This is a genomic window from Actinoplanes sp. NPDC049668 (assembly GCF_044465445.1).
GTDB lineage: Bacteria > Actinomycetota > Actinomycetes > Mycobacteriales > Micromonosporaceae > Actinoplanes.
Genome location: NZ_JBITLR010000003.1, coordinates 81,593 through 106,031, shown reverse-complemented (window position 1 = coordinate 106,031; position 24,439 = coordinate 81,593). Strand labels below are relative to the sequence as shown.

Here is a 24,439-nt window from a genome sequence, read left to right as displayed (position 1 = left end):
GTCGCGGCGGTGCCTGCACCGACTCTAAAGCCGCGGCCCCGGCCGCGAAAGACCCGGGTCAGTGCACCGCGACGGCCTCTGCGGGGGGCGAGAGGCCGAGCTCACCCAGGGCGCTCAGCGCGTACGCGATCTGCGCGGCGGCGTCGTCGCGGCCCGAGGTCTCCACGTCCAGGTGTTCGGTGCCGGCGGAGCCGGCGACCGTCAGGTGCCGCAGCGCCGCGCGCCAGACCTCGGCGGTCGCCCTCAGCGGCGGTGCGGGCGGGGTGTGCAACGGTACGGGGCCGCGCACCCGCCACGGGCCGGGCAGACCGGTCTCGAGCGCCTCGGCCACGTCGCCGGCGTAGCCGCCCTCGGGGTTGGTGACGGGGTTCCCCGCGTACGCGCGGAGCCGCTCGGCCGCGGCGACCGGATCGGCGGCCTCGAGTGCCGCGGCGACCTGGACCCGGATGATCGAGATGCCGGCGGTGGCGAGCCGGTCGAGTACCTCGGTGGGCTTCTCCCAGGTGCAGGCGAGGGCGGCCAGGTCCAGGCAGACGCCGAGGCGTTCGCGGTCGAGCCGGGCGAACGCGGCGACGATCGACTCGACGCCGTCGAGCAGTTGGCCGGGGCCGGGCTGGAAGCCGACGCGGACGGCCCGGCCCTGGTGCCAGGCGACCTCGGCGAGGCCGCCGGAGAGCCGGGAGAGGATCCGGTCGGCGGACTTCTGGCGTGCCTCGTCCCAGCCGGCCCGGCTGCCGAGGCCGATCGTGGTGACCGCGCCGCGGACGGCGTCCTCCGGCAGCAGGTCGGTGAGGATGCGGGCGAGGTCGAGGGTGTATTCCAGCCGGGCCGGGTGGCTCCAGTCGGGGTCCTCGTCGCCGCCCTCGGAGTAGGGCGCTCCGCTCAGCGTGACGACCTCGAGCCCGCGGGCGTCGAGTTCGGCACGCAGCCGGGTACGGGAGCGGCCGTCGATCGCGAGGGCGGCGGCGAGGGTGGGCGGGAGCCAGAGGCTCACCCCGAGGGCCTCCACGGAGAGGCGATCACGGACTGCGGCGTACGCGTCGAGCTGTTCGACGACGGCCGGGAGATCCCGGGCGGGCCGCACGTTCGCGCCGTGGCTCAAGTGGACGACCCGGCCCGATCGGTGGCGCAGACGCATCAGAATCCCTCCTGGAGCGGAGCGTCACTCGTGCATTCGCACGTGCATCGGTTCGTGCTGCGTCCAGTATGGATCATTTGGCCGCGGGTTTCCGACGCTGTCGTGGCGGACCGACGGGGTGCCATGACGCCTCCATCCGTGGTTTGTCTGCCCTCGGATACGAGACTCGACCGCCCGCCGGATCAGCGGCGTACGCGCCGTGCGACGCGCTGACCGGCGCAGACATGATCCACAAAGGGCGGGCCCATCGGCTTTCGCCGATGAACCCGCCCCGGTGAGCTGGCCATGCTTTCTCTTCGAGGCAAGTCGACACACCCACGAAGAGAGCGTTATCCGTTCATCAATTGCACACTTGGACACGCACGGAACGATCACACGTGACGATCACTCGTGCGGCTGTCCGCGGCTGCCCGGCACCGATCGGGAACCCGGTCGGTCGATGCCGGACAGCCGCTCCGTCGTACGCCGGACGGCACGGGGCGCAACCGTGCCGTCCCTCACCGCGTACGGCGGAGGTCTGCCCGCTCAGACGACCGCGAGGGCGTCCTGCACGGGTACCCAGGCCGACGCCGCGGCCGACCGCTCGACCGCGCCGAGCACGAGCTGAACCTGCAGCGCGTCGGCGAACGACGGCGTCGGGTCCTCGCCCGCCGCGACCGACTCGATCAGGTCCCGCACCTGGTGGGTGAAGGAGTGCTCGTAGCCGATCGGATGCCCCGGCGGCCACCACGCCGCCAGGTACGGGTGGTCCGGCTCGGTCACCAGGATCCGGCTGAACCCCTGCTCGGTGGCGGGCAGCGTGGCGTCGTAGAACTCGAGCTCGTTCATCCGCTCGAAGTTGAACGCCACCGAGCCCAGCGAGCCGTTCAGCTCGACCCGCAGCCCGTTCTTGCGGCCGGTGGCGAAGCGGGTCGCCTCGTAGGTGGCGACCGCTCCCCCGTCGAGCCGGGCCAGGAACAGCGCGGCGTCGTCGACGGTCACCTGCCCCAGGCCCGAGCTCCGATCGCCGGCGGCCGACAGCCCGGCGGCCGCGCTCGGCAGTGGACGCTCGCGGACGAACGTCTCGGTCAGGGCGCTGACCTCGGTGATCGCCTGGCCGGTGACGTACTGGGTGAGATCGACGATGTGCGCGCCGATGTCGCCCAGTGCCCCCGATCCCGCCACCTCCTTGCGCAGCCGCCAGACCAGCGGGAACTCCGGATCGACGATCCAGTCCTGCAGGTAGACGGCCCGCACATGGCGGATCTTCCCGATCCGGCCGTCGGCGACCAGCTGACGCATCAGCGCGACCGCCGGTACGCGGCGATAGTTGAAGCCGCACATGGCCCGCACCCCGCGCGTCGCGGCCTGCGCCGCGGCCTCGGCCATCTCGCGGGCCTCGGCCACCGAGTTGGCCAGGGGTTTCTCGCAGAGCACGTGCTTGCCCGCGGCGAGCGCGGCGAGCGCGATCTCCCGGTGGGTGTCACCCGGCGTGCAGATGTCCACCAGGTCGATGTCGTCGCGCTCGATCACCTCACGCCAGTCGGTGGAGTGCCCCTCCCAGCCGAACTTGGCCGCCGCGGCCGCGACCTTCTGCTCGTCGCGGCCGCAGACCACCGACATCCGTGCCGACAGCGGCAGGTCGAACGCGCGGTTGACGGTGCGCCACGCCTGTGAGTGCGCCGCGCCCATGAACGCGTAGCCGACCATGCCGACCCGCAGCTGCCCCATCAGATCTCCTTTTACGATGAAATAGCAGAGGACCGCTCAGAAGCCGAGCTTGGCGTACTTGGCCGCGTTCTCCTTGGTGATCGTCTCGGAGGCGAGGGTGATCTCCTTGGGTACCTGCAGCTCGACCAGGTCGGACATGCCCTTGCCCTGGCCGATCAGGCGGGCCAGCGAGATCGCCGAGGAGGCCATCGACGGGCTGTAGGTGACCGTCGCCTTGAGCACGCTGTTGTCGGCCGCGATCTGGTCGATGGCCGCCTTGGAACCGGCGCCGCCGACCATGAAGAACTCCTTGCGGCCGGCCTGGTTGATCGCCGCGAGCACGCCGATGCCCTGGTCGTCGTCGTGGTTCCAGAGCGCGTCCATCTTCGGCAGCGCCTGCAGCAGCTCGGTGGCCGCCCGCTGCCCGCTGTCGGCGGTGAACTCCGCCGGGCGCCGGTTGGCGACCTTGAACCCGTTCTGGGCGAGCGCCGCGTTGAAGCCCGCGGAGCGCTCCTGGGTCAGCTCCAGCGAGTCGATGCCGGGGATCTCGCCGATGATCGGGCTGGTGACGCCCTTGAGCTTGAGCTGCGCGCTGACGTAGTTGCCCGCGGCCAGGCCCATGCCGAAGTTGTCGCCCTTGATCTGCAGGCGGTAGGCGGCCTGGTCGGGGAACGCCCGGTCCAGGTTGACCACCGGGATGCCGGCCTTCATCGCCTCCAGGCCGACCGCGTTGAGCTCCTTGCCGTCGTGCGGCAGCAGCACGATCACGGTCGGCTTCTGGGCGATGAGCGTGGAGATCGCGGCGCGCTGGGCGGCCGCGTCCGAGCCCGCCTCGACCGAGCGCAGCTCCACGTCCGAGTACGCCTGGGCCTGCGCCTTGGCGTTGTTCGTGATGGCGGCGATCCAGCCGTGGTCGGCGGCCGGCGCGGAGAACCCGATGACGACCTTGGTGCCGGGCGCGGCGTTCGGGTTGCTGTCGGTGTCCTCGTCCTTGATCTGGGTGTTCTCACCCGGGTCGTTGCTGGTGCAGGCGGTGAGCAGGGCTCCGGCGCCGAGGGCGGCGCCACCGAAGAGGATGCGGCGACGAGACAGGTCTTTCATCGGATTTCTCCCAGGGGTGACCGGGCGGCCGTTGCCGGTCGCCTTGTTATGTGGGGGTTTACTCAGGTGGTGGGCTTGCGCCCGAGGAGTTGTGTCACTGAGCGGAAACGGAACTGCTGGATGAGCACGGCCGCGACGATGATGCCGCCCTTGACCATGTTCTGGACCTCGGTGGAGAGATTGTTGATCGCAAAGAGGTTGGTGATGGTGGAGAAGACCAGCACCCCGAAGAGGGCGCCGATGATGGTGCCGCGGCCGCCGCTGAGCAGCGTGCCACCGATGATCGCCGCGGCGATCGCGTCGAGCTCGTAGAGGTTCGCCATCGCGGCCTGCGCGCTGGTCGCCTGCGAGGTGAGCATGATGGCGGCGATGCCGCAGCACAGGCCCGAGAGGGCGTAGAGCAGCACGGTGTGCCAGCGCACGTTGATGCCGGCCAGCCGGGCCGCCTCGGTGTTGCCGCCGACCGCGACGGTGCGCCGCCCGAAGGTGGTGCGGTTGAGCAGGACCCAGCCCGCCGCCACCACCACGCCCAGGATGATGACCAGCAGCGGGATGCCGAAGATCTTCGTGGTGGCGATGGCGTTGATCGTCTGGTTCGTCGAGACCTGCGTCTGCTTGCCGGAGATCTGCGCCGCCAGGCCGCGGGCCGCGACCATCATGGCCAGCGTCGCGATGAACGGGACCAGCCGGCCGTACGAGATGAGCACGCCGTTGACCAGGCCGACCGCGACGCCGACGACGAGCGCGGTGAAAATCATGCCGGCCGCGCCGTAGCTCTGCGTGGCGAGCGTCGTCGACCAGACGCCGGCGAGCGCGATGATCGCACCGACCGAGAGGTCGATGCCGCCGCCGATGATCACGAAGGTCATCCCGACGGTCACGACGCCGATCGCCGAGGCCTGCTGCAGGATCGTGAAGACGTTGTTCTTGACCCAGGTCGGGTCGCCGTAGAGCTCGGGCCTGGTGATGATCCCGATGACCACCAGAATGACGAGCACGCCGACCAGGCCCAGGTTGCGCCGCAGCGGCTCCGCGTTGTCGCCCTTGAGCCAGTCGGCCCGCAGCAGGCCCGCGCTGGTCTTGTGCGCCTCGGCCGGTGCGCCCTGTTCCGGCGGATTCTGCGCCGGCAGGCTCGGCTTGGTGCTCTGATCCGTCATGCCGGCTCCCCTTCCATCAGAGACCCCGCCATCACGAGGTCCAGGACCGTTGCTTCATCGATTTCGTCGGCGGGCGCCTCGTGGATCAGGTGCCCCTCCCGCATGACCAGCACCCGGTCCGCGAGGCCGAGGACCTCGGGTACCTCGCTGGAGACCAGCAGCACGCCGACGCCGCGCGCGGCGAGGTCGTGGATGACCTGGTAGAGCTCGGCCCGGGCGCCGACGTCCACGCCCCGGGTCGGCTCGTCGAGCAGCAGCAGCTTCGTGCCGCCGAGCAGCCACCGGCCGACGACGACCTTCTGCTGGTTTCCGCCGGAGAGGGTGCGCACCGCGCGGCCCACGTCGCGCGGGCGCAGCTCCAGCAGGTCGGCGGTCTGCGCCGCGGCGACCCGTTCCTTGCCGGTGTTGGTGAAGCCACCGCGGGCGTACCCGGCGAAGGACGAGAGAGTCATGTTCCGGTAGATCGGCAGGTCCAGCAGCAGCGCCTGGCTCTTGCGCTCCTCGGGCGCCATGCCCATGCCGTGCTTGACCGCGGCGCCGATGGTGTGGATCCGCTTGCCGTCGAGAGTGACCGTGCCGCTGTCGGCACGCCGCGCCCCGAAGATCGTCTCGAGCAGCTCGGAGCGGCCCGAGCCGACCAGCCCGGCGATGCCGACGATCTCCCCCGCGCCGACGGTCAGCGACGCGTCCGCGAACTCGCCCTCGCGGGTGAGCCCGTCGACGACGAGCAGCGGCTCCCGCGGCCGGGCCTCGACCCGTGGCGGGAAGACGTACTCGATGGTGCGGCCGGTCATCCGGCTGACCAGCTCCCGGGTCGGCGTGCCGCGCGCCGGCAGGTTCGCCGCCGTGGTCCGGCCGTCCTTGAGCACGGTGACCCGGTCGCCGATGTCGCGGATCTCCTCGAGCCGGTGCGAGATGTAGATGACCGCGATGCCGTGCGAGGTCAGGTCGCGGATGATCCGGAAGAGGTTCTCGACCTCGTCGTGGGCGAGCACGGCGCTGGGCTCGTCCATGACGATCAGCCGGGCGTCGTGCGAGAGCGCGCGGGCCATGCTGACGATCTGCTTGCCGGCCGCCGGCAGCGACCGGACCAGGCTGCGCGGTGAGATGTGCGCGTGCCCGAGCCGGCCGAGGATCTCCCTGGTCTTGGCGGCGGTGGAGCGCCGGCGCAGGAACCCGCCCCGGCTCTCCTCGTGGCCGAGGAAGGCGTTCTCGGCGACGGAGAGGTCGTCGACGAGGTCGAGCTCCTGGTAGATGGTGGCGATGCCGGCGCGCATGGCGGCCTGCGGGCTGGCCGGCGCGAAGGACTCGCCCAGCCAGGTGACGCTGCCCTCGTCCGCGTGGTGCACGCCGGCGAGCACCTTGATGAGGGTGGACTTGCCGGCGCCGTTCTGGCCGAGCAGGCAGTGCACCTCGCCGGCCCGGACCTCCAGCTCGACGCCGTCGAGTGCCCGCACGCCGGGGAAGGTCTTGACCACGCCCTCGAGCCGGAGCACGACCTCGCCGGCGGGCTCGGCGGCAGGCCTGCCGGCCGTTGCCTCCGGGGCCGTCATGACGCCTGCTCGAAGGCCGTGTCGCTGGCCAGGACCGCCGCGCCGCTGACGCCCGCGCGGGCGCCCAGCTCGCTGAGCACCACCGGCAGGTTGCCGGTGGCGAGCGGGAGCGACCTGCGGTAGACCACGCTGCGGATCTCCGCGAGCAGGATGTGGCCGAGCTGGGCGAGCCCGCCCCCGATGACGATCATCGACGGGTTCGCGAAGCTCACCAGCGTGGCCAGGGTCGCGCCGAGCCGGCGGCCGCCGTCGCGGATCAGCCGGATGCAGGTGACGTCGCCCTCCGCGGCGCCGTCGGCGACGTCGCGGGCGCCGATCCCGCCGCCCGCGGCGAGGCGCTCGGCCAGCGCCGGCGACTCGCCGCTGCGGGCGGCGGCGAGCGCGTCGCGGGCCAGCGCCGCGCCGCTGAAGAGCGCCTCGAGGCAGCCGGCGTTGCCGCACGAGCACATCGGACCGTGCGCGTCGACCTGGATGTGGCCGATGTCGCCGGCGCAGCCGTCCACCCCGCGATACACGTCGCCGCCGAGGTGGATGCCGCAGCCGATACCCGTGCCGATCTTGACGAAGAGGAAGTCGTCGACCGAGTGCGCGACCCCGCCGTGCCGCTCGCCGATCGCCATGATGTTGACGTCGTTGTCCACGACCGCCGGGCAGCCGTGCTCGCGGGCCAGCGACTCCCGGACCGGATAGCGGTCCCAGCCCGGCATGATCGGCGGGGAGACCGGCACGCCGTCGCGGAAGCTGACCGGGCCGGGCACCCCGATGCCGACGGCGTCGAGCCGCTCGTATGCGCCGTCGGTGCGGGCCTTGGCGAGCAGCTCGTTGACCCGGTGCAGGATCGCCTTGGGCCCGGACCGGATGTCGGCGGCCTCCTGGTACGTCGCGACGGGCTCGAGCCGGCCGTTGGTGACCTCGATGTCGATGGAGCTGGCGCCGAGATCGACGGCGGCGAAGCGCAGCTGCGGCTGCAACTCGACCAGGGTGGAGCGCCGGCCGCCCCGGGACGCGGCCATGCCGGCCTCGGCGATGTAGCCGGCGGCGACGAGCCGCTCGACCTCCGCGAGCAGCCGGGGACGGGTCAGATCGAGCCGATCACCGAGCTCGGCACGCGAGATCGGCCCCTCGTCCCGCAGCAGGCGCAGCAGGCGCAGATGGGGAGCGTCGATGACATGCACGGGCACCTCCGGGCCGTTCACACCGCTGAAACAGTGCGGTGTCACGCCCGTCACACTAGGGCTCTTCCGCCCGGCACGTCCATACCTTCTCGTTGATTCTGGCAAACTTTTGTCGCCTGATTCAAAAGTATGTGGCGAGGGTGACCCGGCTCACGAGACAAAGGCCGGAAAACAGGCCGACGGCCGCACACCGAGCCAGGTGCGCGGCCGCCGGCGGGCGGGGGAGGAACGACTAGGTGGCGCTCAGGCCCTTCTCGCTGCCCTTCTTGAGCTTGCGGTCGTCGCGAAGCTGGAGGAACGGCTCGCCGTCGGCGGGGTGGCCGGCCGCGATGGCCCGGCCGCGCTCCAGCTCCGCGTCGAGTTCGGCGCCGAGCAGGATGGCGATGTTCGAGATCCACAGCCAGACCAGGAAGGCGATCAGGCCGGCGACGGTGCCGTAGGTCTTGTCGTAGCTGTCGAAGTTGGCCAGGTAGACGGTGAACGCGCCAGAGGCGGCGATCCAGAGCACCACCGCGAAGATGCCGCCCGGGCTGACCCAGCGGAAACCGCCGGTCTTCGCGTTCGGCGAGGCCCAGTAGAGGATCGCGAACATCAGGCTGACGATCAGTATCAGGACGGGCCACTTCGCGATGCTCCACGTGTCCAACGCGGCGTCGCCCAGGCCGATCCTGCGGCCGGTCGCCTCGGCGACCTTGCCGGTGAACACGAGGATGAAGACCGAGGCGATCAGCATCAGGCCGATGACCGCGGTGACGGCGAGCCGGATCGGCAGGGTCTTCCAGACCGGCCGGCCCTCCGGCACGTCGTAGATGGAGTTCGAGGCGCGCATGAAGGCGCCGGTGTACCCGGACGCCGACCAGAAGGCCACGACGATACCGACGATGGCGGCCAGCCCGGCCGTGCCCGGATCCGAGACCTGGGAGAGCACCTGATCAAGCAGGGTCTGGATCTCGCGGGGAGCGATTTCCTGCACGGTGTCCTGCACGACCTTCTGACCGTTGTCGCTCAGCATGCCGAGGACCGACACGAGCACCAGGACACCCGGGAAGATCGACAGCACGCCGTAGTAGGTCAACGCCGCCGCCCAGTCCGTGACGTTGTCCTCCGAGAACTGCTTGAACGTGCGCTTGAGCGCCTCGAGGATGCCCTTGCGCCCGAGCTTGGCCGGGCCACTCGGGCCCGCGTCGGGGCCGGGCGCCGGGCGGGCACCGCCGGCGTCCGTGCCGGTGCGCGAGAGGTCGGTGTCGCGAGCCCCGGCGGCGCGCGCCTCGGCGGGACTCTCGGGAGCCCGGTGCACGCCACTGGTTTCGGCGGGCGCGGCGGCCGGCGGAGCATCGGCCGGCCGGCCGGCGCTGTCGTCCGCCGGGTGCTCGGCATCGTCGGCCGAGTGGCTGGAACTGGGGAGAAGCCTCATCGCGGGTAAACCTCCAGGCTCTGCCGCTCTGCCGCCGCCGCGCCGCCCCCGGGCGGCCCGCGCGAAGGGCGGTTAAGCAGTGTTTGCCCACCAGGCGGCGGTCCTAACCTCCGCCGGGCACCTCGGTAGAGCCGCCGCCTGCGGACCGCTTCTCGGCCGCCGGGGACGGGCCGGGGGTCACCGGCAGAGGAGCCGGCCCATCCGGCGGCCCGCGACGGTCAGACCGATCGCCATCAGGGCGAGCAGGTAGAGCACGTCGAGCAGCTGGAGCCAGCCGACCGAGCCCGTCGTGATCGCCCGGATCAGGTCGACCGAGCGGTACAGCGGCGTCACCTCCACCACCCAGCGCAGCGCCGTCGGATATGCCTGCGCCGGCACGAACGTGCCCGAGAACAGGAAGAGCGCGAACTGGGCCGACCCGATCAGGTCGAAGTCCTGCCAGCTGCGCATGAACGTCGACAGCGCCATGCCGAGGCCGCCGAACGCGAAGCCGACCAGGACCGCCGCCGCGAACGCGCCGACCGCCAGGCCCGCCGTGGTCAGGCCCATCGCCACCATGATCGCCAGGAAGGCGGCCGCGTAGATGTTGCCGCGGATCATCGCCCAGGCCAGCTCGCCGAGGGCGATCTCGAACGGCCGCACCGGGGTCGCCAGGATCCCGTCGTACAGCTTCATGAACTTCATCTTGCTGAAGAAGTTGAAGGTGGTCTCCGACAGCGCGCCCGCCATGGCCGACGCGGCCAGCATCGCCGGCGCCACGAACGTCGCGTAATCGATGACCCGGCCGTCCGGCAGCGTCAGGTCGCCGACCAGCGCGCCGACGCCGACCCCGATCGAGAGCAGGTAGAGCACCGGCTCGAGAAAGCCCGACGCCATCACCAGCCAGTACGCCGAGCGCAGGGTCGCCACGTTGCGCTCGACCATGGACGCCGAGCGGCGGGCGGTGCCACCGACCGAGAGCAGCCGCGGCAGGAGCAGGGTCACCATGTGCGGAGTCCTCTCACACCACGAGCCGGCGGCGGAACTGCCGCAGGGCGAGGAGCCAGCCGAGGCCGGCCCAGAGTGCCAGGTAGAGCAGGTGCCCGGTCGCCGACCACGCCGGCGCCACGCCCAGCATCGCGGCCCGGCTCAGGTCGACGCCGTGCCAGAGCGGCAGCGCGTACGCGATCCAGCGCAGCAGCGCCGGCAGCGACTCGACCGGGAAGAAGACGCCGGAGAAGAGCGACATCGGGATCATCCCGAGCCGGAAGAGCACCGCCAGGTAGCTGTCGGTGCGCACCGTCGCCGAGTACGCGAACGTCCCGGTGGCCACCGACAGGCCGACCAGCGCCGCGATCGGCAGCGTCGCGAGCGCCCACCACGAGTGCGCGGTGCCGAACGCCGTGGCGATCAGCAGGAACGCGGCGCAGCTGGTCAGCGTGCGGAAGACGATGAAGGCCAGGTGCCCGTCGAGGATGTCGGCGACGCGCAGCGGCGCGGCCGCCTGACCGTGGTAGAGCCGCTGCCACTCGAAGCCGCCCAGCACCGGCCAGGTGGAGTCGCTCATCGCGACCTGCGTGGCGGTCGAGGCGATCAGGCCCGGCACCAGCCAGTCCAGGTAGGGCACGCCGTCGACGCCGCCGGTGACATAGGCGCCGACGCCGACACCGAAGCCGAGCATGGTCAGCAGCGGCAGCACGAACGACGAGAGCACGCTGGCTCGCCAGATCCGCCGGTAGCTGACCAGGTGGTATTCCAGGACGTAGCGCGTCATCTCAGTCCACCAGGGTCCGGCCGGTGAGGTGCAGGAAGACGTCCTCGAGGCTGCTGCGGCGTACCAGCACGCTGTCCGGGGTGAGCGAGCGGCGGTGCACCTCGGCCACCGCGTCGTCGCCGTCGGCGACGTAGAGCAGGATCCGGTCGGGCAGCACCTCGATCCGCTCGCCCACGCCGTCCAGCTTGCCGGCGAAGGGGTCCTGCGACTCCGCGTTGAAGCGCAGCTCGACCACCTCGCGGGTCGAGTGCCGCTCGATCAGGGCGCGGGGCGAGCCCTCCGCGACGATCTTGCCGCCGTCCATCACCACGAGGCGGTCGCAGAGCTGCTCGGCCTCGTCCATGTAGTGGGTGGTGAGCACGAGCGTCACGCCCTGGCGCTTGAGCCGGAACAGCCGCTCCCAGACCAGGTGCCGGGCCTGCGGGTCGAGGCCGGTCGTCGGCTCGTCGAGCAGCACGATCTCGGGCTCGTTGACCAGGGCGCGGGCGATGGTGAGCCGGCGCTTCATGCCGCCGGAGAGCGGCTCGACCTTGCTGTCGGCCCGCTCGGTGAGCTGGACGAAGTCGAGCAGCTCCGCGGCGCGGGCCCGGGCCACCTTGCGGGCGATGCCGAAGAAGCGCGCGTAGGTGGTGAGGTTCTCCCGGACGGTCAGCTCGAGGTCGAGGTTGTCGAGCTGCGGGCAGACGCCGAGTCTCGCCCGGATCGCCGGCCCGTCGCGCCGCGGGTCCATGCCGAGGATGCTCAGCGTGCCGGCGGTCGGCGGGGAGACGCAGCCGATCATCCGCATCGTGGAGCTCTTGCCGGCCCCGTTGGGGCCGAGGAAGCCGAACGCCTCGCCGCGCTCCACGTCGACGTCGATGCCGTCGACCGCGGTGAAACCGTCGAAGCGCTTGACCAGCCCCCGGGCGTGAATAAGAGTCACCCGGCCGACCCTAGTGAAAGGGTCCGACAAAATTACGCTGGCGGCGTGTTCGCTTCCCGGGCCGACTCGACCAGCTGGTCCGTGGCCTCGACGATCGGGTCCGCGTCGACGGCCGTTCGCGCGTCGTAGCGGACCGCCCAGATCAGGCCGTCGGCGCCGCTGACCCGGCGGCCGACGACCCGGACGCCACCGTGCGGCGGCAGCGGGTGGTGCGAGGTGTACGCGACCGAGCGGGTCACCCGCGTGCGTACCTGATCGGGCAGCTCGCCGGGCTCCAGGAGCAGGAAGCCGACGGCGGGCGCGTCGACCTGGACCGTGTAGCCGTCCCGTTCCCCGGCCGTCTCGGCGGGCGTGACCAGCAGCTCGCGGCCGGACCAGGTGACCTTGTGGATCTCGTGCCAGCCGAGCCGCCGGCCCTCCGGCAGCCAGAGGCCCCGGTTGGTGGCCACCAGCACCCGCTCGCCCGGCTCGCCGACGTACGACCAGGCCAGGATCCGCTCCTCGGCCTCCAGGGCGGGGCTGAGCGCCGCGGGCAGCTTCGGGCTCCGACGAAAGATTCTCACAGTCCACCTGCCGCCTGGTCGCGCAGTGCGCGAGCGTGCTGTTCGAGAGAGAAGAGCTCCCCGGCCAGTGCCAGGTACTCGTCCTTGTGCGCGACGGGGTTGATCCGCTGCACCTTGGACTTCAGTTCCTTGATCCGGGTGGTGACCGCGCCGACCTGCAGCCGGGCGAGCGTCACCTGGACGTACCGCAGGTCGGCCTCGCCGTCGACGTGCAGCGGCACGACCGCGAGCTCGCCGACCAGCGCCTTGCCGCCCAGGTCGTCGCAGGCGTCGCGGACGGCCTCGATCCAGCTCGCGCCGCCGGTCGCGGCGGCGGTGCCGCCGGCGGCCGCGACGGCCTTGCGGATGCCCTGCAGCACCGGGTCGCCGTAGGTCTCCGGGCCGAGCGCGTCGAACATCGGGCCGGCCAGCACCGGGTGCTGCAGGGCCAGCTTCAGCGCCTCGCGCTCGACCAGGCGCTGCGGGCTGTCGGCGGCCCGGCGCGGCGCGGGCGAACCGGGCCTGGACTCGGGCGAGGACGCCGACGCCACGGCCCGCTGCACCGGCTCGAGGTCCATGCCGAGGTCGCCGGCGAGCTTGCGGGCGTACTCGGGGCGCTTCTCCCGGTCTTTGATCTTGGCGACCAGCGGCGCCGCGCGGCGCATGGCCTCGACCCGGCCCTCGACGGTGTCCAGGTCGAAGCGGGACAGGGTCTGCCGCAGCGCGAAGTCGACCAGCGGCTCGCGGCTCGCGATCATGTCGCGGACCGCCAGGTCGCCCTTGGCCAGCCGCAGCTCGCAGGGGTCCATGTTGTCCGGGCTGACCGCGATGAAGGTGCGCCCGACGAAGCGCTGGTCCTCCTCGAAGGCGCGCAGGGCGGCCTTCTGGCCGGCCGCGTCGCCGTCGAAGGTGTAGATGATCTCGCCGGTGAAGCTGTCGCTGTCCATCAGCAGCCGGCGCAGCACGCCGATGTGGTCGATGCCGAACGAGGTGCCGCAGGTCGCGACGGCCGTCGGCTCGCCGGCCTCGTGGCAGGCCATCACGTCGGTGTAGCCCTCGACGATGACCGCCCGGCCCTGCTTGGCCATCTCCCGCTTGGCGTGATCGATGCCGTAGAGCACGTGCGACTTCTTGTAGAGCGGCGACTCGGGGGTGTTCAGGTACTTCGGGCCGTCGTCGTCCTCGAACAGCTTGCGCGCGCCGAAGCCGATGACGTCGCCGGTGAGATCGCGGATCGGCCAGAGCAGCCGGCGGCGGAAACGGTCGATGAGCGAGCCGGAGCGGGCCGGCTTGGCCAGGCCGCCGGCGGTCAGCTCCTCGGCCGTGAAGCCCTTCTGCCGCAGGTGCTTGGTGAGCTGGTCCCAGCCGTCGGGCGCGAAGCCGCAGCCGTAGCGCTCGGCGGCGGCCCGGCCGAAGCCGCGCTGCGCGAGGAACTCGCGGGCGATGCGCGCGCCCGCCGTGGTCAGCTGGTCGGAGTAGAACTCGGCCGCGGCCGCGTGCGCGGCGATCAGCCGCTGCTTCTGACCGGGCTGCTGGCGCGGGCCGTCGTTGCGCAGACCGGACTCGTCGTAGCGCAGCTGGATGCCGGCCTTGCCGGCCAGCCGCTCGACCGACTCCAGGAACGTCAGGTGCTCGGCGTCCATGAGGAACTTGATGGCGTCGCCACCGGCACCGCAACCGTGACAGAAATACACATTTCGGGCGGGCGACACGGTGAACGACGGCGTCTTCTCGTCGTGGAACGGGCACAGGCCCTTGAGGTTGCCGCCGCCCGCCGAGCGCAGCGTCACGGTCTCGTTGATCACTTCCGCGATCGAGGTCCGGTCGCGGACCAGCGCGATGTCCTCGTCCTTGACCCTGCCCGCCACCGCTACATACTGCCTCGCGCTAGCGATCGTCCGCCATGAGGGTCCGGTGCCAGGCCACCGCCGCCGGATCGGTCAGCGAGGCGACCTGGTCGATCACTACTCGCAGTCGCGCGGCGTCATTCTCCGCGGCCTTCCACAGCTCCGCGAAGATCGGGTCGAGGTGCTCCGGCGCGCGCTCGCTGAGCACCGCGACCAGGTCGGCGAGGATCGCGCGCTGCCGCTCGTACCACTCCTCGGCGGCCCGGGCGCGCATCACGTAGCGCAACGCCATGCCCTTCAGCAGGGCGCACTGGTTACGGACGGTACGCGGGACGATGAGGTCGACGTCGTACCGGCGCACCGGCGCCGAGCCGTGCCGGCTGTTTGTCGCGCCGACCGCCGAGGAGACGAACCGGCCGGTCAGCACGCTCGTCATGCGTTTGAGTGCGACCTGCGAGCGGCGCCCGCCGTCGTAGCCCGCCGCGGCGATCACCACCTCGTCGGCCAGCAGCAGCCGCAGCGCCTCGCCGAGCGCCTCGGTGCTCTCCTGCGAATAGGCGCCCGCCACGTCCGCGCAGAGCTCGGCGCGCTCGTCGGCGTCGTGCAGCAGCGGCCGCAGCGAGAGGTAGCCGCCGTGCACGCCGTCCTCGACGTCGTGCACGGAGTAGGCCACGTCGTCGGCCCAGTCCATGACCTGGGCCTCGAGGCACTGCCGCTCGCCGGGCGGCGCCGTCTCGCGGATCCAGTCGAAGACCGGGCGGTCGTCGTCGTACACCCCGAACTTGCGCTGGCCGGGGCGGCGCGGCCAGGGGTACTTGCAGCTCGCGTCGAGCGAGGCGCGGGTCAGGTTGAGGCCGGCGCCGTCGACCTTGGCCTCCAGCCGGGTGAGCACCCGCAGGGTCTGCGCGTTGCCCTCGAAGCCGCCGCAGGGCTGTGCGGCCTCGTTCAGGGCCGCCTCGCCGTTGTGCCCGAACGGCGGGTGGCCGATGTCGTGCGCGAGGCCCGCCACGTCCACCACGTCGGGGTCGCAGCCCAGCCGGGTGCCCATCTCGCGGGAGATCTGGGCGACCTCGAGCGAGTGCGTCAGCCGGGTACGCAGGAAGTCGTCCGACCCGGCCGTGTGCACCTGGGTCTTGGCGGCGAGCCGGCGGAAGCCGGCCGAGTGCAGCACCCGGGCCCGGTCGCGCTCGAACTGGGTGCGACCGTAGCCGCTGTCCTTGGCGGGCTCGTGCGCCCAGCGCAGCGCATCGCCGTCCGTCATGTCCACACCCTAAGGCGTCGGCCCGGACCGCCGATGCGATTGGTGTGACGTCCGACTCGTACACCCGATCCCGTCTCACCATCGTCGCGCGCCTGGTCCTGATGGCCAGCGTCGGCGTCGCAGCCGTGGCACTGGTCATGGCGGCGGCGTACTGGGGGTCGGCGAACCAGTCCGCCGCCGCCCGGGACATGGCCTCGACCAGCGACGGCATGAGCAGCCAGTGGAACGCCGACATGATGCACGACGCCCTGCGCGGCGACGTGATGGCGGCGATGTTCGCCGTGACGCCGCAGCAGCGCGAGGCGTACGGCGTCGCGGAGGTGTCCGAGCACGCCGAGACGCTGGTCGGCAAGTACGACGCCGCCGCGCAGGACGCGCCCGACTCGCTCGCCGACGAGTACGAGCAGGTACGCCCGGCCGTCGTCGCGTACGGGGAGGCCGCGAAGGGCCTGGTCGCGCTGGCCGGAACCGACCACGCGGCCGCGGTGGCGAAGCTGCCGGAGTTCCTCGAGTCCTTCGGCGCGCTGGAGGAGCAGATGGGCGCGATCGACGACGCGATGCTCCAGGCGGTGAAGGACGCCGAGGGCGCGGGAAGCGACTCGAGCCGCACCAGCGACGTGCTCATCCTGCTGGCCGGCCTCGCCGGCGCCGCGCTGACCGCCGCGGCGGCCTTCTTCACCATCCGCGCCGTCCGCCGGCCGCTGCGCCAGATGGTCGCGGCCCTGCGCGCCGCCGCCGACCGCGACCTGACCGTGGAGGCCGAGGTGGTCCGCGGTGACGAGCTCGGCGAGATGGCCCGGGCCCTGAACGCGGCTCTGACCTCGATCCGGACCACGGTGGCGGCCACCGCCGCCAGAGTCGGCGACCTCACCGCCGCCAGCGGCGACCTCCGCGGGCTGGCCGGCGCCCTGGACACGGCCGCGGAGCAGACCTCGACGCAGGCGCGCAGCGCGGACACCGCGGCCCAGCAGGTGTCACACTCCGTGATCGACATGATGACCGCGACCGAGGAGCTCTCCGCGTCCAGCCGCGAGATCGCCCGGCAGACCAGCGACGCCGCGATCACCACGGCCGCGGCCGGCGAGCGGGCGGCCTCCACCACCACGCTGGTCGGCACGCTCAGCGAGGCGAGCCGGGAGATCGGCACCATCGTCCAGCTGATCACCACCATCGCCGAGCAGACGAACCTGCTGGCGCTCAACGCGACGATCGAGGCGGCCCGCGCCGGGGACGCCGGCAAGGGCTTCGCGGTCGTCGCCTCGGAGGTCAAGGACCTCGCTCAGGAGACCGCCCAGGCGACCAGCGACATCACCGCCCGGATCGCCGCGATCCAGGACATCACCTCCCGCACGGCCGAGGCGATCGACGCCGTCTCCGCGGTGATCACCCGGATCGACGACGGTCAGCGCACGATCGCCGCGGCCGTCGAGGAGCAGTCGGCCACCACCGAGCTGATGGCCCGCAACGTCGGCGAGGTGTCGACCGCGGCCACCGAGATCAGCGGCACGCTCACCCACATCACGGCATCCACCGAGTCCACCGCCGACGGTGCGAACACCACCCGGGTCTCGGCCGAGCGGGTCAGCACGGCCGCCGGCGAGATACAGGGGTTGATCGGTCAGTTCACCTACTGACCGGACGACAGCACGCAGAACTCGTTGCCCTCCGGGTCGGCGAGCACCACCCAGCCCACGTCGTGCTGGCCGATGTCGACCGGCCGGGCGCCCATGTCGACGAGCCGCTCGACCTCGGCCTCCTGGTCGTCCGGGCGCAGGTCGATGTGCAGCCGGTTCTTCGCCGTCTTCGGATCCGGCGCCGCGCCGAACAGCAGGCCGGGCAGGGCGTCCGGGGCCCGCCGGATCTCCACCTCGTCCGGCGCCTCGTGCACGATCTGGTAGCCGAGCGCCGCCGCCCACCAGCGGGCCAGCCGAGCGGGGTCCTCCGCGTCGACGACGATCTGCTCCCAATTGCTCGGCATCGGCAAACCTCCACGAAGCGCCATCGAAACGTGGCGATCATGTTACGCGCAGGACGCCTGCCGGCCATGGTGTCGGCGACGCACCAACCGTGCGACCTCCGGCGGCGCGGGGTTCGAGACTCAACGGTAGGTCGATGCCCGTTCCGTCGAGGAGCCACCGTGAATGCACTGCGCCGCCTGCTCATCAACCTGGCCGAGTCCGGGCGCACCGGCGCGCTGCGCATCGACGGCCCGCCCGGCGGCGTGCTCTACCTGGTCGCCGGGCGGCTGACCTACGCCGAGTCGCCGGCCTGCCCCGGCATCGGCGAGCGGCTGGTCGCCTGCGGGCGGCTGTCGGAGGCGGCCTGGCGCTCGGCGTACGAGTCGGGGGTGGACAGCCGGTCCGTCGGCCGGGTGCTGCTGCGCGAGGGACACCTGGGCCACCACGAGCTGGCCTGCCGGGTCGTGGCCGCCATCACCGCGGCGACCCACGAGCTGCTGCAGTGCGACGCACCCGTGCGGTTCGTGCCGGGCGAGCGGCACTGGTTCGGCACGGTCGCACAGGTGGAGCTCGGCGGCCTCGTGCACGAGACCGCGAAGCGGCTGCTGAACTGCCCGGCGCCGCATCGGCCGCGCGCCGTTTCGCGGGCCAGGAAGCCCGCGCAGGCAACGAAATGAGCACGGAAAAGATGACGCACACCGGGTGCGACCCGAGATCGCAGCGTGGCCGCAGGATGGCTCATTGTGACGGCGCGCAGGACCCGATCCACGCGCGCCGGCACGAGGAACTCGCCGTCCCGCCAGCGGCCGGGCGAGGCGTTTGGCGGGAGCATCGCTCGGCTGAGGAGAGATGTGCCCGGGGTTGAGAACTGTCTGCAAGAGGCCATGGCGATTCCTGGCGCGGTGGGGGCCAGCATCGTCGACTACACCACGGGGTTCCCGGTCGCCACGACGGGTGCCGCGCCCAATGAGGACCACCAGGCCGCGGCGGCGGGCACGGCGGATGTCGTGCAGGCCGCGCAGAGCCGGTCACTGTTCGTCTCGGCGGTTCCACACGACCTGCTCGAGGACCTGATCATCACGACCGCGGGGGGCTATCACCTGTTGCGGCTCGTCCGTACCGACTTCGACAGCCGGCTGGTGCTCTACGTCTGGCTCGACCGGATCCACGGCAACCTCGCCGTCGCCCGGCGCCGCATGCAGACCCTGGCCGATGAACTCGTAGCGACCTAGCAGTGAGGAGTCAAGGTGAAGCCCTCGAAGACCGCTACGCCCGGGCGCCTGCTGACGCAGGTCGCGGGCGAGCGGCGGACGGGCGCCCTGATCGTCGGCGGCCAGCCCGGCGGCACGGTCTACCTCATCGAGGGGCAGGTGGCGTACGCGGAGTCGCCGGCCGCACCGGGCGTCGGCGAGCTGCTGACGGCGTCCGGCCGGCTGGCCGCCCGGACCTGGCAGGCGGCGCTCGACGCCGGGACCTCACGGGCCCAGGTCGGGCGGCTGCTGCTCGAACAGGGTCACCTGACGCAGGGGGAGCTGGAGCTGTGCGTGCTCGGCGCGACCTACGACGCCGCGTACTTCGCCCTCTCCCCCGCCTCCGCGCCGGTCGACTTCCTGGACGGCGCCAGCCACTGGCTCGGCCAGGTGATCCGCGTCGACCCGGCGGCGGTCACCCGCGAGGCCCGCCGCCGGTCCCGGCTGCTCGACGAGATCTTCCCGCACCCGGAGCTCGACACCGAGCCGGTGATCCCGGTGCCGCGGCCCCCGGTCGAGCGGATCACGCTCACCGCACCGCAGTGGGAACTGCTGGTCAGCGCCGACGGCCAGCGCACCCCGGCGGACCTGGCCCAGCTACTGGGCCGGGCCGGCTACGCGACGATCCAGGAGCTGCGCCGGCTGGCGGCACTCGGCCTGATCGAGCGGCCCGCGCCGCGCGAGCACCCGGACGTCAAACCCGATTTCGTACGCCTACCGCGCGCGCGTGGCACGTCGGTGGACGTACAACGGCCGCCGATCGGCGTGACCGACGGCCCGACCGTGCCCATCATCACCGGCGCGCGCCCGTCCTCGGGCGACCCGCCGGCGGCCGTGCTCGAACCCGACCCGGCCACGGCGAACGGCACCGCCTACCGCCCGCCGCGGCTGGCCCGGCGCAAGCCGGGCGCCAAGCTGCCGAAAGAGATCGCCGCGGACACCGAGCACACCCATCCCGGCACCGATGAAGTCCTGCTCAAACGCATACGTACCGCGCTGAGAGCGCTGCGGTGACCCGCGCCCCACCGACCCGCTGACCCGGGCCTGACCAGAAAGGAGAGACCGAGGATGACGGTGGATCCGGAGGTGCTGACGGAACTCGGCAACCTTCGCAAGAGGGTGCCCGAGCTCTCCGGCAGTGTCCTCGCCACCGCCGACGGCATGGTGGTCGCGCACGACGCGCACGGCATCGAGCCGGACAGTCTTGCGGCCCTCGCCGCCGCCCACCTCGCCCTCGCCCGTCGATTCGCGCACGCCGTCGATCACGGCGATCTGCGCGAGTCGGTGGTGGAGTGCGACCGCGGATACATCACCTCGTACACCGCGGGCCCGAACGCCCTGCTGACCCTCGTCACGTCCGGCGACGCCAACCTGGCCATGGTGCACCTCGAGGCCCGCCGAACCGTCAGGCGGCTCGTGAAGATGCTCGTCCTCGAGGCACAGGCCCCGAACCGCACGGAGATACCGACACAGATGGGGCCGAGTACGCCGCTGGCACGGCGTACGCCGATGGCCACCCTGCAGAACACGTTCCGCGGCCGGCAGGCCGGCTGAGTACTGCACCACCCAAGCGCCTCACCCACCATCCCGAAAGACGGAGGAACCATCCCATGGCTGACATGGACACCGCGCTCAAGGAAATCATGGACCTCGACGGCGCCATCGGCGTCGCACTGGTCGACCACACGAGCGGCATGGCCCTCGGCACCGCCGGCGGCGGCAAGGAACTCGACCTGACGGTCGCCGCGGCCGGCAACACGGATGTGGTCCGCGCCAAGCTCCGGGCGATGGAGATGCTGAACATCACGGAGAAGATCGAGGACATCCTCATCACGCTGGACACCCAGTACCACATGATCCGGCCGCTCACGAGCCGCTCCGGCAAGGGCCTGTTCCTGTACGTCGCGCTGCGCCGGGACCGCTCGAACCTCGCCATGGCCCGCCACAACCTGAAGCGCATCGAGAACGACCTGGACGTCTGATCCGGTCGGACACTTCGGATGGGGAGGGCTTCGCGCCCTCCCCATCTGCATGACCGGCTCAGCCGCCGCTGTTCTCCATCTCGGCGCCCTCCGGAACGGTGTCGTCGTCGCGGCTCTCCAGCCAGCCGTACGGCAGCGACACCTTGCCGGGCGCGTTGATCCGCCCGCGGGGCTGGCCGAGCGACTCGCGCGGGAACGGCTCGGCGCCGTCGAGCCGGGCCAGCAGGTCGTCCAGGTTCGCCAGCGAGGTCACCATCGCCAGCTCCCGGCGCAGCTCGCCGCCGACCGGGAAGCCCTTCAGGTACCACGCCACGTGCTTGCGGAAGTCCGCGCAGCCGTGCCGCTCGTCGCCCAGCGCGTCGACCAGCAGGTGCGCGTGCCGGGACATGATCTCCGCGACCTGGCCCAGGTTCGGCAGTTCCTGCGACGACCGGCCGGCGAACGCCGCCTCGAGGTCCTTGAACAGCCAGGGCCGGCCCAGGCAGCCGCGGCCGACGACCACGCCGTCGACGCCGGTGTGCTCGACCATGCGCAGCGCGTCCGAGGCCTCCCAGATGTCGCCGTTGCCGAGCACCGGCACGTCGAGGGCCTGCTTGAGGGTCGCGATCGCGTCCCAGTCCGCGGTGCCCGAGTAGCGCTGCTCCGCCGTACGGGCGTGCAGCGCGACCGCCGCGACCCCGGCCTCCTGCGCGATCAGGCCGGCCTCGACGTAGGTCAGGTGGTCGTCGTCGATGCCCTTGCGCATCTTGATGGTCAGCGGAATGCCGGCCGGCGCCGCCGCCTGCACGGCCTGCCGCACGATCCGGCCGAACAGCCGGCGCCGCCACGGCAGGGCGCTGCCGCCGCCGCGGCGGGTGACCTTGGGCACCGGGCACCCGAAGTTCAGGTCGATGTGGTCCGCCCAGCCCTCCTCCGCGACCATCCGCACGGCGGCGGCGGTCACGTCGGGGTCGACGCCGTACAGCTGCAGGCTGCGGAACTTCTCGTCCGGCCCGAACTCGATCATCTTGAGCGTCTTGGGTATCCGCTCGACGAGCGCGCGCGTGGTGATCATCTCGCACACGTAGACGCCACCACCCTGCTCCCGACAGAGCCGCCGAAACGCGACATTGGTGATGCCGGCCATCGGCGCCAGCACCACCGGCGGCCACACCTCGTGCTGCCCGAGGGTCAGCGGCGTGGAGAGAGCAAGGGTCACGTCATCGAGCATGGCACATCCAAAATCCACCCATCCGACGCGAAGCCGCAGGCGAGCCCGGCCTGTAACCAGAGTCGGATTGCGCCGTCGGTGTCGAGGGTGCCGAAAATGACTAGGCGCTCTTTGCCGTGGTCATTTTCGGTGCCCTCGACACCGACTTAAAGGGCGCAATCCCATCGAGCCGAAGGCGAGATCAGCAGCCGGGCAGGCGCTTGATCAGGTAGTCCTCGATCTGGTCGAGGCTGACTCGCTCCTGCTTCATGGTGTCGCGGTCGCGGACGGTCACCGCGTCGTCGGTGAGGGTGTCGAAGTCGACGGTGACGCAGAACGGCGTGCCGATCTCGTCCTGGCGGCGGTAGCGGCGCCCGATCGCCTGCGAGTCGTCGAACTCCACCATCCAGCGCTTGCGCAGCAGGTCGGCCAGGCCGCGGGCCTTCGGCGAGAGCTCCGGGTTGCGCGAGAGCGGCAGCACCGCGACCTTGATCGGCGCGAGCCGCGGGTCGAAGCGCAGCACCGTGCGCTTGTCGACGCCGCCCTTGGTGTTCGGCGCCTCGTCCTCGTCGAACGCCTCGAGCAGGAACGCCAGCACGGCCCGGGTCAGGCCGGCCGCGGGCTCGATCACGTACGGCACCCAGCGCTCCTGCTTCTCCTGGTCGAAGTACGACAGGTCGACGCCGGAGTGCTTGGAGTGGGTGTTCAGGTCGAAGTCGGTGCGGTTGGCGATGCCCTCGAGCTCGGCGAACTCGGTGCCGCCGAACTGGAAGCGGTACTCGATGTCGACGGTGCGCTTCGAGTAGTGCGAGAGCTTCTCCTTGGGGTGCTCGAAGAAGCGCAGGTTGCTCTCGGAGAGGCCGAGGTCGCGGTACCAGTTCCAGCGCTGCTCGAGCCAGTACTCGTGCCACGTCTCGTCGGTGCCCGGCTCGACGAAGAACTCCATCTCCATCTGCTCGAACTCGCGGGTCCGGAAGATGAAGTTGCCGGGGGTGATCTCGTTGCGGAACGACTTGCCGACCTGCGCGATGCCGAACGGCGGCTTCTTGCGCGCGGCGGTCGCCACGTTGTTGAAGTTGACGAAGATGCCCTGCGCGGTCTCGGGCCGCAGGTAGTGCAGCCCCTCGGCGCTCTCGGTCGGGCCGAGGTAGGTCTTCATCAGGCCGTTGAACATCTTCGGCTCGGTGAAGGTGCCCTTGTTACCGCAGTTGGGGCAGTTCAGCTCGCTCAGCGACGCCGGCGGGGCGCCGTGCTTCTGCTCGAACGCCTCCTCCAGGTGGTCGGCGCGGAACCGCTTGTGGCACGACTGGCACTCGGTCAACGGGTCGACGAACGCGTCGAGGTGGCCGGAGGCGGCCCAGACGTCGCGGGCCAGGATGACGGCGGAGTCCAGGCCGACGATGTCGTCGCGCTGCTGGACCATGGTGCGCCACCACTGCCGGCGGACGTTCTCCTTCAGCTCGACGCCCAGCGGACCGTAGTCCCACGCCGAGCGGCTTCCTCCGTAGATCTCGCTGGATCCGAAGACCAGGCCCCTGCGCTTGGCCAGGCTGACTACGGCGTCGATGCGATCGGCGGGCATGTTCCTCCTACGCCGGCTGGGTTGTCGGCGGGGATTGAGTGAGGCTGGACAAAATCAGGAGATTACTCCTCGACGCTGCACACCTCGAAGCCGCCCGTCTCGCGGTTCTGCCCCAGGAAGGCGCGCAGTTCGGCGGTGTCACCGTTGGTGTATGTGACGCTCACCGGCGTGGAGAGCTGCACCAGCTCCACGTCGCCGACGTCGTAGCTGGCGATCGGCTCGTCGGCGGAGACCCGGCTGATGAACTGCGACTCGGTCTCGTCGTCCTTGGCCCGGTCGCAGAGCATGTCGTAGGCCTGCGCCCACTCGCGGTCCTGCAGGGCGTCGAAGTAGTCGCCGACGACGACCTCGGCCTGCTCGCTCAGGGCGCTGCCCATGACGGTGATCAGCCCGGCCACCGCGGCGACGCCGCCGCCGCACGCCAGCACGAGCACTGTCACGCCGATGCCGAGCCCCATGCCGAGGCGCCGGCCGCGGCCCTCGACCGGCGGGGCGGGGAACGGCGGGAACACGCCGGGGCCTTGCGGCGGTGGCGGAGGCAGCTGCTCCCCGATGAGGGTCATGTGACCAAGCCTACGGCTCAGCGCCAGGGTTCGGCGGCCCGGTCGCTGGCGGTGGCCACGACCTCGCCGCCGGGCTCGGCGGCCGCGAGGGTCTCGAACGCCGAGGGCTCGTCGAGCGACTCGGAGAGCAGCGGGGTGGCGTGCACCTTCACGTCGAACCCGCCGAGCGCGCGCCGGTACGCTCCCACGGACTCCCACTCGGTGACCAGGGTCCAGTAGGCGGGGTCGTCCAGCGCGCGGGTGAGCCGGCCGGACAGGTAGCCGGGCCGCTCCGCCAGGGCGGCGAGGGCGGCGTGCGCCCGCTGCGTAAAGGAGTCCTGCGCGTCCGGCTGGACGACGAAGCGGTTGAGCACCAGCATGACG

At 71.5% G+C, this 24,439-nt stretch carries 24 protein-coding genes; 6 read left to right on the top strand and 18 right to left on the bottom strand.

Annotated features, from left to right (window positions below):
- Nucleotides 1-58: 58 nt before the first annotated feature.
- The 13 genes from ACIBSW_RS13055 to ACIBSW_RS12995 form a co-directional block, all read right to left on the bottom strand.
- Nucleotides 59-1,138: a xylose isomerase gene (locus ACIBSW_RS13055; protein ID WP_354722523.1), complete on the bottom strand. Its 1,080-nt coding sequence runs from the start codon at nucleotides 1,136-1,138 to the stop codon at nucleotides 59-61.
- A gap of 525 nt (nucleotides 1,139-1,663) precedes the next feature.
- On the bottom strand, nucleotides 1,664-2,848 hold the full coding sequence (locus tag ACIBSW_RS13050; protein WP_354722522.1) for a Gfo/Idh/MocA family oxidoreductase: 1,185 nt from the start codon (nucleotides 2,846-2,848) through the stop codon (nucleotides 1,664-1,666).
- A gap of 36 nt (nucleotides 2,849-2,884) precedes the next feature.
- Entirely contained in the window at nucleotides 2,885-3,928 is a 1,044-nt protein-coding gene (locus tag ACIBSW_RS13045; RefSeq protein WP_354722521.1) for a substrate-binding domain-containing protein, read from the bottom strand.
- Nucleotides 3,929-3,990: 62 nt separating this feature from the next.
- Entirely contained in the window at nucleotides 3,991-5,085 is a 1,095-nt protein-coding gene (locus ACIBSW_RS13040) for an ABC transporter permease (protein ID WP_354722520.1), read from the bottom strand.
- Nucleotides 5,082-6,638, bottom strand: a complete 1,557-nt coding sequence (locus ACIBSW_RS13035; protein WP_354722519.1) for a sugar ABC transporter ATP-binding protein — start codon at nucleotides 6,636-6,638, stop codon at nucleotides 5,082-5,084. The genes ACIBSW_RS13040 and ACIBSW_RS13035 overlap by 4 nt, the downstream gene beginning before the upstream one ends.
- Nucleotides 6,635-7,813, bottom strand: coding sequence for an ROK family transcriptional regulator (locus ACIBSW_RS13030; protein ID WP_184996844.1), 1,179 nt, complete (start codon nucleotides 7,811-7,813; stop codon nucleotides 6,635-6,637). The genes ACIBSW_RS13035 and ACIBSW_RS13030 overlap by 4 nt, the downstream gene beginning before the upstream one ends.
- A gap of 232 nt (nucleotides 7,814-8,045) precedes the next feature.
- Nucleotides 8,046-9,227, bottom strand: a complete 1,182-nt coding sequence (locus tag ACIBSW_RS13025) for a YihY/virulence factor BrkB family protein (protein WP_354720519.1) — start codon at nucleotides 9,225-9,227, stop codon at nucleotides 8,046-8,048.
- 177 nt (nucleotides 9,228-9,404) lie between these two features.
- A complete protein-coding gene (locus tag ACIBSW_RS13020; protein ID WP_354720521.1) occupies nucleotides 9,405-10,214 on the bottom strand; it encodes an ABC transporter permease in 810 nt (269 codons plus the stop codon).
- A gap of 13 nt (nucleotides 10,215-10,227) precedes the next feature.
- Nucleotides 10,228-10,980 carry an ABC transporter permease gene (locus tag ACIBSW_RS13015; RefSeq protein WP_354720523.1) on the bottom strand — a complete coding sequence of 251 codons (753 nt, stop codon included), beginning with the start codon at nucleotides 10,978-10,980 and terminating at the stop codon, nucleotides 10,228-10,230.
- A 1-nt stretch (nucleotide 10,981) separates the two neighbouring features.
- Nucleotides 10,982-11,902: an ABC transporter ATP-binding protein gene (locus ACIBSW_RS13010; protein ID WP_354720525.1), complete on the bottom strand. Its 921-nt coding sequence runs from the start codon at nucleotides 11,900-11,902 to the stop codon at nucleotides 10,982-10,984.
- A gap of 32 nt (nucleotides 11,903-11,934) precedes the next feature.
- Entirely contained in the window at nucleotides 11,935-12,465 is a 531-nt protein-coding gene (locus tag ACIBSW_RS13005; RefSeq protein WP_354720527.1) for a hypothetical protein, read from the bottom strand.
- On the bottom strand, nucleotides 12,462-14,312 hold the full coding sequence (gene dnaG, locus ACIBSW_RS13000) for a DNA primase (protein ID WP_354720529.1): 1,851 nt from the start codon (nucleotides 14,310-14,312) through the stop codon (nucleotides 12,462-12,464). The genes ACIBSW_RS13005 and dnaG overlap by 4 nt, the downstream gene beginning before the upstream one ends.
- Before the next feature lie 19 nt (nucleotides 14,313-14,331).
- Nucleotides 14,332-15,552, bottom strand: coding sequence for a deoxyguanosinetriphosphate triphosphohydrolase (locus tag ACIBSW_RS12995; RefSeq protein ID WP_354720531.1), 1,221 nt, complete (start codon nucleotides 15,550-15,552; stop codon nucleotides 14,332-14,334).
- A gap of 44 nt (nucleotides 15,553-15,596) precedes the next feature.
- Between ACIBSW_RS12995 and ACIBSW_RS12990 the strand changes: the two genes are divergently transcribed.
- A complete protein-coding gene (locus tag ACIBSW_RS12990; RefSeq protein ID WP_354720533.1) occupies nucleotides 15,597-17,186 on the top strand; it encodes a HAMP domain-containing methyl-accepting chemotaxis protein in 1,590 nt (529 codons plus the stop codon).
- On the opposite strand, the gene ACIBSW_RS12985 is transcribed toward ACIBSW_RS12990, so the two are convergent.
- Nucleotides 17,180-17,530, bottom strand: coding sequence for a VOC family protein (locus ACIBSW_RS12985; RefSeq protein WP_354720534.1), 351 nt, complete (start codon nucleotides 17,528-17,530; stop codon nucleotides 17,180-17,182). The two genes, ACIBSW_RS12990 and ACIBSW_RS12985, sit on opposite strands and share 7 nt — an antisense overlap.
- Before the next feature lie 159 nt (nucleotides 17,531-17,689).
- On the opposite strand from ACIBSW_RS12985, the gene ACIBSW_RS12980 reads away from it, so the two are divergent.
- From ACIBSW_RS12980 to ACIBSW_RS12960, 5 genes are all read left to right on the top strand, one after another.
- On the top strand, nucleotides 17,690-18,187 hold the full coding sequence (locus ACIBSW_RS12980; RefSeq protein WP_354720536.1) for a DUF4388 domain-containing protein: 498 nt from the start codon (nucleotides 17,690-17,692) through the stop codon (nucleotides 18,185-18,187).
- A gap of 207 nt (nucleotides 18,188-18,394) precedes the next feature.
- Nucleotides 18,395-18,742: a hypothetical protein gene (locus ACIBSW_RS12975; protein ID WP_354720537.1), complete on the top strand. Its 348-nt coding sequence runs from the start codon at nucleotides 18,395-18,397 to the stop codon at nucleotides 18,740-18,742.
- 15 nt (nucleotides 18,743-18,757) lie between these two features.
- Nucleotides 18,758-19,774: a helix-turn-helix domain-containing protein gene (locus ACIBSW_RS12970; RefSeq protein ID WP_354720539.1), complete on the top strand. Its 1,017-nt coding sequence runs from the start codon at nucleotides 18,758-18,760 to the stop codon at nucleotides 19,772-19,774.
- Between the two features lie 54 nt (nucleotides 19,775-19,828).
- The gene (locus ACIBSW_RS12965; RefSeq protein ID WP_354720541.1) at nucleotides 19,829-20,314 is read left to right on the top strand and encodes a roadblock/LC7 domain-containing protein; all 486 of its coding nucleotides are present in this window, start codon (nucleotides 19,829-19,831) and stop codon (nucleotides 20,312-20,314) included.
- 56 nt (nucleotides 20,315-20,370) lie between these two features.
- Nucleotides 20,371-20,742 (top strand): hypothetical protein, encoded by a 372-nt coding sequence (locus ACIBSW_RS12960; protein ID WP_354720543.1) that lies wholly within the window; start codon nucleotides 20,371-20,373, stop codon nucleotides 20,740-20,742.
- Nucleotides 20,743-20,800: 58 nt separating this feature from the next.
- Here the strand turns inward: ACIBSW_RS12960 and dusB are convergent, their stop codons facing one another.
- From dusB to ACIBSW_RS12940, 4 genes are all read right to left on the bottom strand, one after another.
- On the bottom strand, nucleotides 20,801-21,952 hold the full coding sequence (gene dusB / locus ACIBSW_RS12955; RefSeq protein ID WP_354720545.1) for a tRNA dihydrouridine synthase DusB: 1,152 nt from the start codon (nucleotides 21,950-21,952) through the stop codon (nucleotides 20,801-20,803).
- 181 nt (nucleotides 21,953-22,133) lie between these two features.
- Nucleotides 22,134-23,513, bottom strand: a complete 1,380-nt coding sequence (locus tag ACIBSW_RS12950; protein WP_354720547.1) for a glycine--tRNA ligase — start codon at nucleotides 23,511-23,513, stop codon at nucleotides 22,134-22,136.
- Between the two features lie 62 nt (nucleotides 23,514-23,575).
- Nucleotides 23,576-24,076 (bottom strand): hypothetical protein, encoded by a 501-nt coding sequence (locus ACIBSW_RS12945; RefSeq protein WP_354720548.1) that lies wholly within the window; start codon nucleotides 24,074-24,076, stop codon nucleotides 23,576-23,578.
- 17 nt (nucleotides 24,077-24,093) lie between these two features.
- A complete protein-coding gene (locus ACIBSW_RS12940; protein WP_354720549.1) occupies nucleotides 24,094-24,435 on the bottom strand; it encodes an antibiotic biosynthesis monooxygenase in 342 nt (113 codons plus the stop codon).
- Nucleotides 24,436-24,439: the final 4 nt, after the last annotated feature.